The organism is Nostoc sp. (assembly GCF_036918015.1).
In the GTDB taxonomy this organism is placed as follows: domain Bacteria; phylum Cyanobacteriota; class Cyanobacteriia; order Cyanobacteriales; family Nostocaceae; genus Nostoc.
In genome coordinates this window covers 161,660-176,247 of the sequence record NZ_JBALEO010000060.1, presented here as the reverse complement: position 1 = coordinate 176,247, position 14,588 = coordinate 161,660, and the positions used below count along the sequence as shown (strand labels likewise).

The following is a 14,588-nucleotide window of genomic DNA, read 5'->3' as shown; positions in this document are numbered from 1 at the left end:
ATACAATAATCCACAGATTTTCCGAATACTTATTTTCTATGAGTAGCAATCAGCCACGATTGAGCATCGGATTACCTGTATACAATGGTGAAAAATTTCTCAAAGAAGCCATAGATTCACTCTTGGCTCAAACCTTTGAAGATTTTGAACTGATTATTTCAGATAACGCATCGACAGATAAAACTGAGGAAATTTGTAGAGCTTATGCCGAGCAAGACCAACGTATTTGTTACTACCGCAATGACACGAATATCGGTTGTGCTGGTAACTTTAATCGCGTCTTAAAACTGTCTTCGGGTGAGTATTTTAAATGGGCTGCCCATGACGATCTACATTCTCCAGATTTTATCAAGAAGTGTGTCGAGGTGCTTGACCAAGATCCTACTATAATCTTGTGTCATTCCCAGGCATATTTCATTGATGAACAGGGGAATTTTATCCAAAATTACGATATCAAAGTCAAGGCCGATGCACTAAAGCCACAGGAGCGTTTTCACGAATTGCTAACCAAGCATTTATGTTATCAATGTTACGGGGTAATTCGCGCTAGTGTTTTGAAAAGGATACCACCTATGGGTGGTTACGGTAATGCAGATGGAATTCTCTTGTTAAGACTTGGTATTCTCGGTAGGTTTTATGAAATTCCTGAATCCCTGTTTTTCATCAGAAGTCATCCGCAACAATCAATGAGTATGTTCTTTCCAAATTACTTGCTGTTTGCTGACAAAACCAAAAAACCATTATTGAGTATGCTCCCCGATTTTTATGGGTATACAGTGTGGTTTGATTCAGCAAAGAAAGGACAAATTTTATTCCCACATTGGAGAATAATCTGGGAGTATATACTCTCTATATGGCGTAGTCCACTGAGTTTGAATGAGCGGCTATGTTGTCATATAAGTCTACACCAGCAGTTAAAAGGGACAGAATATCTTTTGCTGAAAGATTTACTAATAGTGCTGCCAAGACTTTGGAAAGGTTGGCGAAAAGCATCAATAAAAAAACAAAAAGCCACACTTTTAACGAATCAAAATCACCTATTCTGACTACAAAACTATGCTGAAACTATCTCAACTATCTCATGTTTTGCTTGCTACTTTAGTGAGCATCAGCTTTGCTAAAACAGTGAACGCAGAGCCAACTGCAACACTTAATGTTGTAGTAAATGGAATACATCACCAAAAAGGTGAGATTTGCTTCCGAGTTTATGCAAATGAAAAAGGATTTCCAATGAGTAGTACTAGTGAAGCTCAAAGTGGCTGCGCTAAGATTACTGGCACTTCTGTAAAAAAAGAATTCTCCGGTTTGAAACCTGGAACTTATGCTGTCGCTGTGGTTGACGATCAAAATGGCGATCGCAAACTCAATAAAGACTTTTTCGGTATTCCCAAAGAAGGTTTTGGAATTTCCAAAAATCCAACTGTGTCCATACAAACAGGTACACCAAAGTTTCGTGATGCCAGTTTTGTTGTAAACAAAAATACGACAGTTAACATCATCATGAAATATTCGCTGGATTCGTAAAGGGAATGGGGAGTGGGGAAGAAGCAGGGGAGCAGGGGGCAGAGGGGGAAGAGGAGTGTGGGGAGTGTGGGGGGGTAAGACTATCTTCCCCATCCTCCCACACTCCCCACACCCCCCACACCTCCCACACCCCCCACACCTCCCACACCTCCCACACCCCTTGTCCTCTTTCCAATGCCCAATGCCCAATCCATTATTCTGTCGGAGATTAAAAATTTAATGGAAGATTTGGCAATATTTCTGTCTAAGTCTTTGATGGGTTGGCTGGTTATTCAGGTGTGTTTTACGCTTGTCTTTATATGGTATCTGCGCTCGTCTAAAAAAAACTTATTACCAGATGACCAGCTGCCCAAAACAGCAGTAATTCTTTGCTTACGCGGAGCCGATCCGTTTTTGCCTAGATGTTTGCGATCGCTCCTAAATCAAAACTATCCACAGTATGATTTAAAGTTAATCGTTGATAGTCACGAAGATCCTGCTTGGAAAATTGCTAGTGAAACCATCACAGAGCAAGAAGCGACCAACGTTCAAATCAGTCCTTTGAGAATAGTACGTAACAGTTGTAGTCTCAAATGCAGTTCTTTAATCCAAGCTGTCCGAGAGTTGGACGACTCCTACAAGGTGGTTGCTTTAGTCGATGCTGATACTATAGTTCATCTGAATTGGCTGCGAGAATTAGTCAGTCCTCTAGGCGATGCCAAAGTGGGAGCAACAACCGGCAATCGTTGGTACGTACCAACAGGTAGGTATTGGGGTTCTTTAGTGCGGTACGTCGGCAATGTATCCACAGTAGTGCAAATGTTTATCTTCCAGATTCCTTGGGGTGGAACTTTGGCTGTGAAAACAGAAGTGCTTCGCCAAACAGAACTGCTAGATAAGTGGGGACAAGCTTTAGGCGAAGATTTTATGATGCACGACATCCTGAAAAAACATGGTTTTCAGGTAAAGTTTGTGCCTTCGCTGCTAATAGTTAATCGTGAAGAGACTGATTTATTCAACTTAATAGACTATCTCAAGCGCCTTATCCTTTTTTCTCGACTGTATCATCCCCGTTGGTTAGCTCTTGTTAGTGAAGCTGTTTCTAGCATTTTGTTTCCGACTCTACTGAGCGTGTTAGTTCTAGAGTCGTTGTTAGAGGCAAAATGGGAAGCTGCGGCTCTGTTGTTAGTCTGCTATGGAGTTTACACTGTCGGATTACTCTTGATAATGCTGGTGTTGGAATTAGAGATACAGCGAGTGGTTCGCTCTAATGACCAGGCGATCGCCAAATTATCAGCTGCTACAATCATTAAAATGTTGATTGGAATTCCGTTGACACAGTGGGTTTATGGGTTAGCGATGCTATCATCCCTGTGGACATCAACAGTTACCTGGCGCGGTGTCAGCTATCGGGTTAAAGGGCCTTGGAATATCCGCTTAGTGGAATATCGCCCTTATCAATGGCTGGATCAGCCTATTAATAGCAAGGTTTCTCTTTGAATTAAATCGCTAAATATCAACTAGGGCATGAAAGTTATTACACTAAACATTCCCTAGTCTTCAAATTATATTATCTTATATTTAGTAGAAGTATATTAGCTATAACCCTTGTAAAAATATACGTCTTTACTTGTTGATTATCAAAACGTATTTACATTTTTAGCAAGGGTTTAGACAAATATATTAAGGGGAATTTTGATTTAGCCTTTTGGATGTTTTGTTAGTTTCTAACCCAGGTTTATATACGTGTTTGCAATTGAGTCTACTTAATCTCCAACTTTTTCTCTACCTCTCTCTAACTCTCTCTTAAGAAGCTACGGTATACACACATCTTGGTAATGAAGCCCAAACCCTGAATTTACCCCCCTTAATCCCCCCTTATAAAGGGGGGAGACCGGAAATCTAGTTCCCTCCCCTTTATAAGGGGAGGGCTAGGGTGGGGTAAAACTGACGCGAAAAACCAGGTGAGTAAACATTTCTTTTATAAGGAGAGAGATCAGACTCTATTGCACACAAACTAGAAGCACTATAAACATCCACTTCAAAATCGAAAATTTCAGCTATTTGACAATGCGTAAATCCTTAGTCTAACTGTATTACTGGGAATTTCTGAGCCAAATAATCAGGATGTTCATGAAACATTTGCTGCGTAAATCCTAAGTTAAAAACCAGCAATTTTGTGAAATATTCCCCTTTATTATGACTAAGCAAAAACTTCGCATTGCACTGTTTACAGGGTTGTATGCTCCTTTCTTAACTGGTGTTTCCGTTGCAGTTCACCAACGAGTTCGTTGGTTGCTAGAGCAGGGACATGAGGTTTTTCTAGTCCATCCGCAAATCAACGATCGCTACCCCAAAAATGTTGGCGATCGCCCCATGCCAGGTTTAGAGGAAATTCAATCTTTCCCCAATTTCTCTGCTTACGCATTCCCCACAGAACCGCTGCTATTCTATAAGTCTCTTCCTCAACCGTTGAACTATCGACATTGGAGCGATACCAAGTTGCTGGAGAAATTCAAACCCGATATTATCGTGGTTGAAGAAGCAGCGCAAATGAGAGGTTTATACTCATTTTTCTTGCAAGGTTATGGTCGCCCTATCGGCACTCAATACGCAAAACGAACAGGCACGCCAATAATATCACTCTTCCATACAGATATCGTTGCGTATATCAAATATTACTTTGGAGACAGGTTCTTCAATTTAGTTCGTCCCATCGTTCCCGTTTTAGTTAAGCAATTTAGTGAGTCTTATGACTTCAATTATTTCTCTTCTAAAGAGCAACTGACTAAATACGAAGAACTGAAATGCCAACGCGCTGAATACGTCGCTTATCAAGGTATCGATTGCGAAAAATTTCACCCGCGAAACATTTGTTACGACCCAATTCCCAACGATAGCCGACCAACTCTATTGTTTGTCGGACGCATCACACCCGAAAAGAATGTCAACCAATTGCTTGATATCTTTCCAGTCATAGCTGCCAAAATTCCTGATGTTCATCTGGTAATTGTTGGTAGTGGCCCGCTAGATGAAGAGATCCGCGAACGTGCTAAAAAGTTTGGATCGGGTATTACTGTATGGGGCGAGTCTCATGGTACAGAACTTCTAGGTTGGTTTGCCAGAGCGGATGTTTTTGTCAACCCCTCCGTCACCGAGAACTTCTGCACGACAAATAACGAAGCATTAGCCTCTGGAACTCCTCTGGTTGCTGTTGTTGCGCCGTCAACCTCAGAACAAGTATTTCCTGGTCGTAACGGCTTCCTTGCCCAACCGAACAATCCTACAGATTTTGCCCAAAAGGTAATTGCGATTCTAGAAAATCCCGATTTGAAAGCAGATATGACTAGACACGCTCGCCCCTCTATACTCGAATTTGATTGGTCGGCATGTATGCAGAAATTTGAACACAAACTTTACCAAATCATTGAAGGAGCGCAGAAAGTGGAAGTAGGTACAACCAGTATAAGACGATAACAATCACAAACAGATCGCTAGTATTTACAGTACTAGCGATCGCTAGCACTGCAACTTTTTGCACCAACGAGTTTTAGGATCGTTAAACACATTCGACTTGCATTCTCGTAGTTGCAGCTAGTAGCAGCGGTGAGTTAATGAAACTTTGAATTTTTCCCTTCCCTACTAGGGCTGCACCTTTGTTGCATTGACCTGCACCTTATACCAATTTGAAAAAAGAATGCGACAAATAGACCATTTGTAGAGACGCGATTCATCGCGTCTTTACCCAAGGATGTGTTGCAATCATTAATTGAATTGGTATTAAATGTATCAACCTGCAAAAATTAAAACTGGCGTGACAAGAGTAGTGCCGTTGGTGTAGCCCACCGTAAGTATCGCTACTACTCTTGTCAAAATCAATTATCTTAAAACTCGCACTGCTGTAGTTGCAGCTTCAGTGCGGTTCGTTACTCCTAACTTATTTAGTACCTGGCTGACATGATGCCTAATGGTAGAAGGACTCAGTTTCATCCGTTTAGCGATCGCTTCATTACTTAATCCTAAAACCAGCAGTCCTAAAACCTCTCTTTGTCGCTTGCTCAGTTCATAGACAGGTTGGGATGATGGTTTGCTCGGTTGCATCAATGCCTGAATTACCTCTGCTGCTAACATAGACCGACCGATCGCAGCGGCTCGTATGGCATCCGCCAACTCATCAATCGAGACACCCTTGAGCAAGTAGCCAATAGCTCCGGCTTGCATTGCTTGCTGTACCAAGTCATTCTCTAGAAAACTCGTCAAAATTAAAACTTGAATTTCTGGGTATTTTTTGCGGATAGCTCTTGTTGCTTCTGCCCCATTCATTCCCACCATCATCAAATCCATTAACACTACATCTGGTTTCAACTGTTCGCACAAATGTATTGCTTCATCTCCATTACGCGCTTCACCCACTAATTGAATGTCATCAAACGCCAGCAAGACAAATTTAATACTTCTCCGCAGGATTTCATGATCGTCAACAGTAATCACCCGAATTGGCTTCAATGATTTATCTTTTTTCATATAATATAAATCCGGGATAGATATTGAAACTATTTTTAATACTTTAATACATTTACTACATTATAGTACTGTTCCATTTTCAGTATTTATGCATGAGATTCTTAATCTTGAATTTTTTATTTATCGCCAGTCAATCACGGAAAAATCTTACGTTATGTATAAGTATAAGCCTGTCTTTACTCAGTAAGATGATAGAAATAAACATAGCTATATTACAAAAATCAAATACGCCTAAAACCCTTGTCAATAAACAATTAAAAAGAACAAATCGCGCTTTTAATAGTTAATTTTATTTATGCCTATAACGGTTCTCGACAAGCAAGCGTAAAATACAATTTTGACCTCTCTTCAAACCTCTCTATTTTTAGGAGAGAGGCTTTAAATTGTTCCCCCTTCTTGCTTCGGGAAACATAGGGTGGTTTTATACAACGAGAGAAAAATAATAATGATTTGTATAGGGTGAAGAAAAAAAGTGCAGCGCAGATTTTAATTGCTCACAGGCAATTCCCACCGTAGGTATCGCTACTCTCATCATTCAACATAAGTATTAATTATATAGGACAAAGATCCTAGTCAAAACTTGGATCTTTGTTCGATGCGGCCATTAAGGCGATCGCTATATAATCCATTTTGCCAAAGCAAAAATTTAGAAAACTGCCTAACCGAGCAGACATCAAGCTAGTTTTAATCCTCAAACACAGACGGTGCAGAGGACTACTTTACTGCGTTTTCTTAACCTCAATGCTAATTCTTTATTAAATAAAGTCGCATAATGTCGCGCCTGTGGAAGCATTCAACGTTCCAAGGTAACAAATCAAAGTTAATTAGTCTCCTTTAACCCAATAACCAATGCAAACCCTTGTTTCTGCCCCTAGTGGACTAGAAATCAACGCTTGTGAGCAATTCGGCTCTTGGCTATGCAAGCAAAATCTCAGCTTGGCATTCACAACTTACCAAACCAACGCACCGACACCTGACACCCTATTAACTGGGGTAGGGGAAGTGCGGCAAACGAGTAAGTTGATTAACCGTATATTTGAATCAAGAGAAAACTAACATGGCTGACCTGAATTTTATCGCCCCAACTACCAACGCCATCGGACTGACGCCAGATTATTTCTTCATTCCTGATGCTTTTTTTGAACCAACGGATATAGATCAGCTTTGTCCCATAGAGAGTTCTGAAAAATTGCTGCAAAAGCTTTGTAAAGATTCCAGCCCCGAGATACTATGTTGCATTACTGTCTACAACGAACCTGCTGAAGCTTTGCTTTACTCACTTGCGGGCATAAAAAACAACATTGACTATTTAGCGAGTATCGGAAAACCTTTTTTAGCAGGTCAAATCACAATTTGTATTATTTTTGATGGTCGGGACAAGATGTCACCTTCTGCCGCTAATTTAATAGAGGATCTAAAACTATACGATCCAGAAAAAGTTAAGTCTGGAGCAGGAGTACACATTTTTGATGGGATGCTTGATAATAAAAGGCTGAAACACTGTACTGACCTTTTTACAGAGAGTGAATTATCTGATAAACATTTGCAGCATATTTATCGGACAGCACAGGAATATAATCAAATAAATTCATCAGGTTATATCGAGGAACAAGGTAAAAACAAAGAGCAACTTCTACCAAGAGTTTTACTTTGTATTAAGGAACACAATGCAGGAAAATTGAACACCCATTGGTGGTTTTTTATGGCTCTTAGTCGCTACTTGTTTCCTCGATATTGTATCCAAATGGATGCTGGATCAGTACCTACTGCTAGCTGTATGCACCTCCTTTGGAGTTATATGGAACAACATCAGAATGTAGCAGGAACTGCTAGTTTTGTTCTCACTCCAAAGCCTCCTATATTATCGGATATAGTATCAACCTGGCAGTATGGTCATTTTAGTGTTGAAAAAGTCCTAGTTTTTCCTCCCGAAATTGCAGCAGGATACCTCAGTATTCTTCCTGGACAGTTCAGTATGTTACGCTGGAAGGCTTTGTACCCTCAAAGATCAGATCAACTTGTCGAAGAAAAACAAGCCTTTCCCTTGAAAGAATATTTTCGGGGTTTAAGAAAACTTGGTTTGTTTGAATCTAATATGTTTTTGGCAGAAGACCGAATTATTGGTTTTGAAATTCTTACAAATTCCTCTTATGGCTGGAAGATAGCCCTTGTCCCATCTGCAATAGTAATCACAGACGCTTGTCAATCTCTATCAGAGTTGTTACGTCAACGGCGACGCTGGATTAATAGTATTTTTACTGTTCGCCTTTGGATGCTCTTCAAGAGTTTTAAGTATCTCCGTAACGGAGATATTGACTTAATTGATAGATTTCGTTTCGTAGGAGCATCTGCTTACCATTTTCTGACAGCACTTCTTACTTGGTTTTGTCCAGCTACTATATGTGGTTCAACAATTCTACTCTATACATATACGAAATCTATTTTAGAAATCCATTCTCCCTCACTTGTACCAATAATTGATTTATTTTTAGGAATAGAGCTTTTTTCTGTAACCACAATATTGATACTTGGCGAGTTGTATAAGAAGTATCAATTTATCTTAATTCTGAACGTCGCTAGTCGTTTATCTTTTTCAGCAGTTATTATTGGTTCTTTAATTTGTGCTTTTCTTTGGACAGGTTATCCTGCATTACTTAATCTTCTTCTTGCACTTTGCATGTTACCTGCATTAATCTTCCTCAGTATTGCACTACATGGACAATGGTTTTTAAAGCAAAGCTGGAAGAGTCTAATCCTATATTTTCTGATTGATTTGCCAGTATGGCTTGTGTTGCAATCCTATGCATTTCACAATATACATGATGTCAGTTGGGGAACTAAAGGATTAACTGGAGGATCTCAGGAGTTAAAACAGTCGCGTCAAAAATTTAGGAACATCTTTGTTTGTACATGGCTTTTATCAAACTTTACTTTGACAATAAGTATTATGATTTTTCCTAATGTACAAACTTCGATAATACTTTTATATGCTTTCTACATAGGGTTTAGTGTTTTATCGGGAATTATATTTAACGTGAGTTCGATGAGACTAAAAAAGGGTTTTTGAATCGAAAAGTGCATCTGACTTTTCCGATTAACGTGAGGGTTGTGTTGCAAAAACTATATCTGGTCTGGTAAAAATGTCAGTAGACCGAAAACAGTCCCGCCATGTTTGCCTCGAATAATTACTGGCATTTCAAAGGGGATATCAAGAGCTTGCAACCATCTGATGACTGGGACACAAAAGAATTCTCGGTCTAAATACAATTGTTAGCGTTTCTATGTCAAGTAGGAGAGGCGACTGACGTGCGGTTTCTAATTCTACAATTCATGCAAGCTGATTTTACGTAAGAATTCAGTACCCAGGAGTCAGAAGTCAGAATAATAAAGTATCTATAGAATTAGTAAATTCATTCATTAAATATTTCTCCTTATTTTTTAACCCTTCTGGCTCCTGGATTCTGACTCCTGAATTCTTACGATTTTACCAACCCGCCACCCATGTAAGATCGGCATAGTAAACAATCCCCACGCCAAACCCGTAATCAACCCAAAAGGCGTAACCAGATAGTTATTAAAACTCCACAAACCGAAAACCTGCGCTGCCAATTCCAAAGGATAAGCCATCATCAGCACACTGGCTAGCGCCGCACCACTCCAGCCATACTGACTCAACCAGTAAAATCCCTTACCACCAGTTACGCCATACAGCAGACGAGTAATTAGCAAACCCGTTACAGTGCCGTAGCAGCGCATACATACAGCCATAATAAACGGTGGTGCTAAATCTAACCCCATATCTGGTTGCGGACAGACATGATTACCCATGAAATAAATGATGTCCGCAATCCCAGGAAGCAAAGACACTCCAGACGCAGCCAAAAAGGGAGCGATAGGCGGGCCAAAAACCATACCTATCAACAAGAAATCAGCTATAAAACTGACCCAATTAACCTGCAATTCACTGAAAGCTACTCTTGTCATTTCCCTTTGTCTGCGTCTTTGCGTCTACGTTTTCTTAACCTACCTTATTTACATAAGGACTTGTCAACTTATCCAACTGCTGAATTAACAGACTGAGGAACAATCCCACATCTGTCACCACACCCACCGATTCTACAGAACCGCGATCGCTTAACTTAGTCACTACAGCGGGATTAATATCCACACACACCATTTTCACACCAGCCGGGGTCATATTTCCCACGCCAATGGAGTGCAGCATTGATGACAGCATTAAAATCATCTCTGCACCTTCTAGGTGTTTGGCATATTCCTCCTGTGCTTGAATCAAATCCATTACGGTATCAGGTAGAGGCCCGTCATCCCGAATCGAACCCGCAAGCACAAAAGGTATATTATTGTGGACACATTCATACATCACGCCACTTTTAATTGCTCCCGCCTCCACAGCTTTGGGAATGCTGCCATAACGGCGGATACTATTAATTACCTTCAGGTGATGGCGGTGTCCACCACGAACGGCGACACCCCGCTTCATGTCCACACCCAAGGAAGTGCCCATGATATTTTGCTCGATGTCGTGAACTGCGATCGCATTCCCACCCAGCAACGCCTGTACATACCCTTCCCGAACCAGTTGCGCCAAGTGTTCGCCGCCACCAGTGTGAATCACCACAGGCCCAGCCGTGACAACTACTTTACCACCAGCATCTCGGATTTTACGTAATTCCCAAGCCACTTGCTCAACGACTATTTCCACGCGCCGTTCGCTGGAAACTCCCGCCGACATAAAGCTGAATTCTTGAGTGCTGCGGACTTCGCGCGATTCAGTTTTGCGGATGGTGCGGATACCTAAAACGTCTACAATTACCTGTTCGCCAACTTTTAAATCGCGTAGTATTTTACACCGAGCAACTAAACCTGTGGGAGATTGAGTAATGGCGATCGCGCCATCCATTCGCTGATTTTCTACCTTCACCCAGTAACCATTAATTCGGACTTCGGTGGGATAAATTGTACTGACGTAGAAATCATCAGGCGCAACACCATCTTGGATTACCGGCTCCAGTTTGGCATCTCGCTCATCATGGGGTAAATTTACAGCACCCAAATCAATCAACATTGAGATGATTTCTTCCATCACCTCATGAGATGGTGCTGATACCTTCACCTCTGCGGCTGAGGTACTTTGTCGCTGTTCTCCTAAGTTGAAATTCAGGACTTGGAAACTTCCCCCGGCATCTATAATCAAATCCAAGGCGCGGTTAATTAAGCCAGCATCTAGCAAATGCCCTTCCATCCGAATGACGCGGCTTTCTACCGAGACATTGGCATGAATTTCATCTCTAACTGGTTCTGTCACCCGGAGAGTTAAGCATTTAGCCGCACCACCAGCTTTGAGAAATTCCGTCAGCGGTGTTTCCAGCACTTGGAAACCTACATCTGCAAGGCGGGCTTTCAAAGCATCACTCGCCTTGTTCATGATGACGATGTTATCCACATTCACCGTATTACAAGCGAAGTTGACTGCATCGGCTTCTTCAATTGCGATTAGCTTTTCTGGTGCGACTCGCATTTCAATTAAGCGGTTGGAGTAAGAATCAAAAGCACCGGGATAGTAAAGCAAATAGCCATTTGTTAGGGGACAAAAGCAAGTATCCAGGTGATAGAAACGTTCGTCTATTAATCGCAGGGATAGCACCTCAATATCCAGCCATTTAGCCAGATAAGGGTGAGAATCTAATTCCGAGCGGAAACCGTATCCCGCCCATAGCCAGCGTCCTTCCCGATCTAGGAGTGCGTCTCCTGCTCCCTCAAAGGGCAAATCTTTGGGAAGTTCATTGACTGTATAACCATTTGCCTCAAACCATTGTTTGAAGAAAGGCTCCTCTCCCTGACGTTCTTTGTGTAAAAAGCGACTGAGGACGACATTATCACCCAGAACTAAGCCAGCATTGGCGGTAAAAACCAAATCAGGCCAGCCTTTTTCAGGTGGTACTAAATCTACAATGGCGTGTTGTTTAAGGATTTGGTGTAGTCCCTGCCACTGTTCCACGGCGCGATCGCGCGATGACTTGTGAATATTCCCTTCCATCCAAGGATTAATCACATAGTCCACATCGTAGTGGTCAGGAGGGCACATTAAAAAGCGAATCCGGGAAGTCATAAAAATCTTACAAGCGTTTTATATGCTACAAGCTTACTTTGAATACAGATTTTTGTTTTTTTACAGGTAAAATCTGCTACTAAAGCTTCTATCTTTTGAGAGTTGAAGACTTTACCAAGCCTTCGTTATCAATTCTATTACTGGAACAGAGTAATAATACCAATTCAAAATTCAAAAACCCTAATTTAATCTGGTTTCCAAGAAAGTGGGGCAGGTGAAAACACCGTTAAAAGCAGTCAATAGTAAATATTGGTAGCGATCGCTCTTTTGACTTTTCACGGCATCTAGAAAACCTCTCTCCTTTTAGGCTACGGTGTACACAAATCGAAAAATCGGCTCCACATGAGCTTTAATTTGGGGTTGTGCGTTATGGATTTTAGTCCTAACGCACCGAAAATCTCTAATGGTGCGTTACGCTAACGCGATAACACACCCTACTGGCGTGTCAAGACTAAATTCGTGCATTAGCAAACTCTTGTGGGATGGGCTTCTAGCCCGTCCTAATTGGCGGGCAAGATGCCCGCCCCACAAGAAAATTTATTGCAACATTTTAGTCTTGTCACGCCACTACAAAACTACTAATGACCAATGACCAATGACTAATCAAGTAGTCACTATATAAGACGAATTGATTGCTGCTACACGCCCAGCATCTACCAATGCTTGATACACGATCGCCGCTACCTCACCGCGTGTAGCATCGCGGGTAGGATTGAGTTGTTTCAGGTTTGGGTAATTGACGATAATTTCCTTGTCTATAGCTTTTGCTACCTCATCCTTGGCATATTCAGGAATCTTGGCTTGGTCATCAAAAACTTTGATAGTTGCCGTACCATCAGCAGATAACTTCAGTCCATTCACCAGAGAGACAATCACTTGCACGCGCTGAATATTTTTGTTAGGGCCAAAGGTATTGTCGGGAAAACCAGAGAGAAATGAACCTTGATATGCCTGCTCAATAACTTTAGATGCCCAGAAGTCTGTTGGTACATCTTTGAATTTGATCGCTGCACGGTTTGGTAGTGGGTTGAAAGCTTTTACCAGTATTGCCGCGTATTGTGCCCGTGTCATCGTCGCATCGGGTTTAAATGTGCGATCGGGAAAACCATTAACTATCCCCAATTTGACTAATTCTCGAATAAACCCACCTGCCCAATGATTCGCAATATCAGTTAATTCAATAGTTGGAGTTGGGGTTGGTGTTGGCGTTGGGGTTGGAGTTGGCGTTGGCGTTGGTGTCGGTGTTGGAGTTGGCGTTGGTGTCGGTGTTGGCGTTGGAGTTGGTGTTGGTGTCGGTGTCGGCGTTGGAGTTGGTGTCGGTATTGGTGTTGGTGTTGGCGTTGGAACCGAACTATCTGCAAACTCTATGTTTCCGGCGACTTTAGACACATCTATTTTATTTCCTAGAGAAATCAGCTTGTTGGAACTGACATTTTGCAAATCAAATTTACCGTTATTGCGTAGAGTATTGCCCCCTGGACTATTGATACTACCGATATCCGGTAGAGCAGTTCCAATTACTGTAATCCCATCATCAGTATTATTTTCACTGACATTATTACGTAATACGGGACGGGCACTACCAGAGATGACAATCCCAGAACGGTTTTCATAGATTCTGTTATCTCGAAGGATGGGTGATGCAGTATCACTAATGGCAATGCCAAAACCTGTTTTAAAGTAGGTATTATTTTCAATTTGACCTTTAGAATTTTTAGCGATCGCAATTCCATTAGCTGCATTCTCACTGAACACATTACCTAGAATCACTGGGTTAGCATCGCCTGTAGCAAATACTCCCTCCCGCTTATTGTTGATGAAGGTGCTATTAGCAACAGTAGGGGTAGTTGATTCGATCCAGACACCACTACCACGACTAGCTAAATTTGTTACAGTTACTCCTCGGAGTTCAGCTTTATCCAGCAGCACAAATGTGACATTCTGACCAGCAAAAGTACGGCTCAGGTAACTACCACTTCCTTCAATTAAAATACCATTGCCTTTATTGGCTTCATTACCCACTACTGTTACGCCAGATGGAATCGTTAACGGAAAGACTTCACCACTAGCAGCATTGTAATTACCATCTGCTAGTTGAATCTTGGTATCAACAGTCGCTACCTTGAGGGCTTGTGTAATAGTTTTGAAGGGGGCTTGTTGAGTACCTGGGTTGGTATTGCTACCTGATACTGGATTTACGTAAAAAGTTTGAGCCATATTTATACTTTCAAAAAAGACATAGCTATCCTAGCGCTAACTATGAAAGTAAGTAGCGTTTGATGCATTAAGTAACTTTAAGTACTTCTCACTGCAAAGTTAAAAAATTATGCAGATGCTTTTGGGAGTTAGAGAATCTCTTCTGCGTAAGTTATAAAAAAGGGAGAAGCAGGGAGAAGAGTTTCCCCTCTGCCTGCTTTCCCTTCATCTGCTT

At 41.4% G+C, this 14,588-nt stretch carries 10 protein-coding genes; 6 read left to right on the top strand and 4 right to left on the bottom strand.

The features are described from left to right. The first annotated feature begins 38 nt into the window (after positions 1-38). The 4 genes from V7K61_RS14505 to V7K61_RS14490 all read left to right on the top strand — a co-directional run bounded on the left by V7K61_RS14505 (position 39) and on the right by V7K61_RS14490 (position 4,980). Positions 39-1,046 carry a glycosyltransferase family 2 protein gene (locus V7K61_RS14505; protein WP_335054011.1) on the top strand — a complete coding sequence of 336 codons (1,008 nt, stop codon included), beginning with the start codon at positions 39-41 and terminating at the stop codon, positions 1,044-1,046. A 10-nt stretch (positions 1,047-1,056) separates the two neighbouring features. Beyond that, complete coding sequence (locus tag V7K61_RS14500; protein ID WP_334895248.1) at positions 1,057-1,524, top strand: DUF2141 domain-containing protein; 468 nt, start codon at positions 1,057-1,059, stop codon at positions 1,522-1,524. A 219-nt stretch (positions 1,525-1,743) separates the two neighbouring features. Continuing rightward, positions 1,744-3,003 (top strand): glycosyltransferase, encoded by a 1,260-nt coding sequence (locus V7K61_RS14495; RefSeq protein ID WP_335054122.1) that lies wholly within the window; start codon positions 1,744-1,746, stop codon positions 3,001-3,003. A 699-nt stretch (positions 3,004-3,702) separates the two neighbouring features. Beyond that, the gene (locus tag V7K61_RS14490) at positions 3,703-4,980 is read left to right on the top strand and encodes a glycosyltransferase (protein WP_335054009.1); all 1,278 of its coding nucleotides are present in this window, start codon (positions 3,703-3,705) and stop codon (positions 4,978-4,980) included. A 402-nt stretch (positions 4,981-5,382) separates the two neighbouring features. On the opposite strand, the gene V7K61_RS14485 is transcribed toward V7K61_RS14490, so the two are convergent. Continuing rightward, positions 5,383-6,027 (bottom strand): response regulator transcription factor, encoded by a 645-nt coding sequence (locus tag V7K61_RS14485; protein WP_335054007.1) that lies wholly within the window; start codon positions 6,025-6,027, stop codon positions 5,383-5,385. Between the two features lie 849 nt (positions 6,028-6,876). Here V7K61_RS14485 and V7K61_RS14480 point away from each other — a divergent pair. Then, on the top strand, positions 6,877-7,083 hold the full coding sequence (locus tag V7K61_RS14480) for a hypothetical protein (RefSeq protein ID WP_335054005.1): 207 nt from the start codon (positions 6,877-6,879) through the stop codon (positions 7,081-7,083). Between the two features lies 1 nt (position 7,084). Next, positions 7,085-9,094 carry a glycosyltransferase family 2 protein gene (locus tag V7K61_RS14475; protein ID WP_335054003.1) on the top strand — a complete coding sequence of 670 codons (2,010 nt, stop codon included), beginning with the start codon at positions 7,085-7,087 and terminating at the stop codon, positions 9,092-9,094. A 371-nt stretch (positions 9,095-9,465) separates the two neighbouring features. Here V7K61_RS14475 and V7K61_RS14470 read toward each other — a convergent pair whose 3' ends face one another. The 3 genes from V7K61_RS14470 to V7K61_RS14460 all read right to left on the bottom strand — a co-directional run bounded on the left by V7K61_RS14470 (position 9,466) and on the right by V7K61_RS14460 (position 14,374). Continuing rightward, complete coding sequence (locus V7K61_RS14470) at positions 9,466-10,011, bottom strand: DUF2085 domain-containing protein (RefSeq protein ID WP_335054001.1); 546 nt, start codon at positions 10,009-10,011, stop codon at positions 9,466-9,468. 34 nt (positions 10,012-10,045) lie between these two features. Further along, the gene (gene argZ / locus V7K61_RS14465; protein WP_335053999.1) at positions 10,046-12,157 is read right to left on the bottom strand and encodes a bifunctional arginine dihydrolase/ornithine cyclodeaminase; all 2,112 of its coding nucleotides are present in this window, start codon (positions 12,155-12,157) and stop codon (positions 10,046-10,048) included. Positions 12,158-12,760: 603 nt separating this feature from the next. After that, positions 12,761-14,374, bottom strand: coding sequence for a DUF1565 domain-containing protein (locus V7K61_RS14460; protein ID WP_335053997.1), 1,614 nt, complete (start codon positions 14,372-14,374; stop codon positions 12,761-12,763). Positions 14,375-14,588 lie beyond the last annotated feature (214 nt).

Bases quoted from the DNA above. Each gene is read 5' to 3' on its own strand.
- V7K61_RS14505 (WP_335054011.1), top strand. From the start codon at position 39: ATGAGTAGCAATCAGCCACGATTGAGCATCGGATTACCTGTATACAAT.
- V7K61_RS14500 (WP_334895248.1), top strand. From the start codon at position 1,057: ATGCTGAAACTATCTCAACTATCTCATGTTTTGCTTGCTACTTTAGTG.
- V7K61_RS14495 (WP_335054122.1), top strand. From the start codon at position 1,744: ATGGAAGATTTGGCAATATTTCTGTCTAAGTCTTTGATGGGTTGGCTG.
- V7K61_RS14490 (WP_335054009.1), top strand. From the start codon at position 3,703: ATGACTAAGCAAAAACTTCGCATTGCACTGTTTACAGGGTTGTATGCT.
- V7K61_RS14485 (WP_335054007.1), bottom strand. From the start codon at position 6,027: ATGAAAAAAGATAAATCATTGAAGCCAATTCGGGTGATTACTGTTGAC.
- V7K61_RS14480 (WP_335054005.1), top strand. From the start codon at position 6,877: ATGCAAACCCTTGTTTCTGCCCCTAGTGGACTAGAAATCAACGCTTGT.
- V7K61_RS14475 (WP_335054003.1), top strand. From the start codon at position 7,085: ATGGCTGACCTGAATTTTATCGCCCCAACTACCAACGCCATCGGACTG.
- V7K61_RS14470 (WP_335054001.1), bottom strand. From the start codon at position 10,011: ATGACAAGAGTAGCTTTCAGTGAATTGCAGGTTAATTGGGTCAGTTTT.
- argZ (WP_335053999.1), bottom strand. From the start codon at position 12,157: ATGACTTCCCGGATTCGCTTTTTAATGTGCCCTCCTGACCACTACGAT.
- V7K61_RS14460 (WP_335053997.1), bottom strand. From the start codon at position 14,374: ATGGCTCAAACTTTTTACGTAAATCCAGTATCAGGTAGCAATACCAAC.